General features: G+C 34.7%; 1 protein-coding gene. It reads left to right on the top strand.

Going from position 1 to position 1,983, the window contains the following annotated elements; translation table 11 throughout:
- Positions 1-1,983 (top strand): condensation domain-containing protein (locus BGM27_RS20415; protein ID WP_254122959.1); only part of this gene is annotated, 1,983 nt, incomplete at both ends.

Below are 1,983 nucleotides of genomic sequence, written 5' to 3'. Positions count from 1 at the left end.
GTTTTAGCCAAAGCAAATGAACAGAATGAGAAGTACCTTTGTGCTTACGTAACTACAGATGGAGTTATGGATAAACTAAAGCTTAAAGAATATTTACAAGAGAGTCTGCCGGACTATATGGTACCAGCTTATATAATAGAAATAGAATCATTTCCCCTTACTACAAATGGAAAAATAGACAAGAAATCCTTACCTGAAGCAACTCATGCAGGTTTAATACATTCTTCTGACTATGTTGCTCCAAGGACGAAGATAGAAGAGAAACTGGTTGACATATGGAGTGAAATATTACGTGCAGAGATAATCGGAATTGATGATAACTTTTTCGATTTGGGAGGAAATTCACTTAAAGCGAGCTTAATGATAAACACGATTCATAAAGAGATGAATAAAGCAATGCCATTAAGATCTTTTTTTGAAAACGCGACGATAAGAAGTATAAGCAAGCATATTGATGGCAATGTGAAAATTCAAACGTATAAAGGAATAGGAAAAGCTGAACTTCGAGATTATTACAAAACATCATCAGTTCAAAAAAGGTTATACACATTTCAACAGATTGAACCAAAAAGTACAACTTATAATATCCCGGTTGTATTCGAACTCAGTGGTCACATAGAAAAAGATCGAATAGAAAAAACCTTCAAAAAGTTAATTGAAAGACATGAAGCGTTTAGGACCTCTTTCAACACGATTAATGGAGAAATTGTACAGAATATCCAAAGTGAATACACCTTTAGCATTGTTGAAAAGAAAGAAGATTCAAAGACAATACAACAAGTAATGAGGGATTTTATTAGATTCTTTAGCTTGGAAGAAGCTCCGTTATGCAGGGTCGGAGTAGTAGAGCTTGGTGACAAAAAATATTTATTGATTGATATGCATCACATTATAACTGACGGGCTATCCATGAAAATTTTAATGAAAGATTTTGTCCGCATGTATAATGGGCATGAAATAGAACCTTTAAAAATTCAGTACAAGGATTTTTCTGAATGGCAGCATAAATTCTTACAATCAAAAGATATGAAAGAGATGGAAGATTACTGGACTAACAAGTTCTCAGGAGAATTGCCTATCTTAAGTTTACCTTATGATTTTGACAGACCTGTTATTCAAAGTTATAACGGGCAAAAAATAAGTTTTTCATTGGACGAAAGCACAGCAAAGGGTTTAAGAAGGATATCTAAGCAAACAGAAAGTTCTATGTTTATGGTTCTTTTATCAGCATTCAATATTCTGCTAGCTAAGTATAGTGGTCAAGAAGACATTATAGTAGGAACTCCTGCTGCAGGAAGAACACATCCAGATCTTGAACCTATCGTAGGGATGTTTGTTAATACACTGGCTTTAAGGAACAATCCGTGTGAAAATAAAAGTTTCACTAAATTTTTAAAAGAAATCAAAGAAAATTCAATAAAAGCTTTTGAAAATCAAAGTTATCAGTTTGAAGAATTGCTAGAAAAAGTGAATGTAGGGAAGGATTTGAGAAGAAACCCCATATTTGATGTCATGTTTACGATGAATCATCATGAAGAAGCATCAGTAGGAGAGTTGGACAAATTACAGTTAAAGCCGATCTTTCAACCAAGCGATCAGTCTAAATTCGACCTTACGCTCCATGTCACGGAAAACAAACGGACATTGAGGGGAAGTATTGAATATTCTATAAGTCTTTTTAAAGAGGAAACCATCGAAAGGATGATCAAGCATTTCAAACAAATTGTGGCCAGTATTTGTCGGAATCCAAACGCCAAACTATCAGAAATAGAAATGATGACGGAATCGGAAAAACGACTGATCCTGTATGGTTTTAATGATACACAAGCAGATTATGACAGAGAAAAAACACTACAGGAGCTATTTGAAGACCAAGCGGATAAACGCCCTGATCATATAGCGGTGAAGTTTAGAAATCATTATCTTACGTACCGGGAACTCAATGAGAAGTCGAATCAGCTCGCAAGAGTGCTGCGTCAAAAA

It is taken from the genome of Bacillus sp. FJAT-27001, from assembly GCF_019039175.1.
Classification (GTDB): Bacteria; Bacillota; Bacilli; order Bacillales; family Bacillaceae; genus Bacillus; species Bacillus velezensis.
This window is presented reverse-complemented; position numbering and strand designations above follow the sequence as displayed.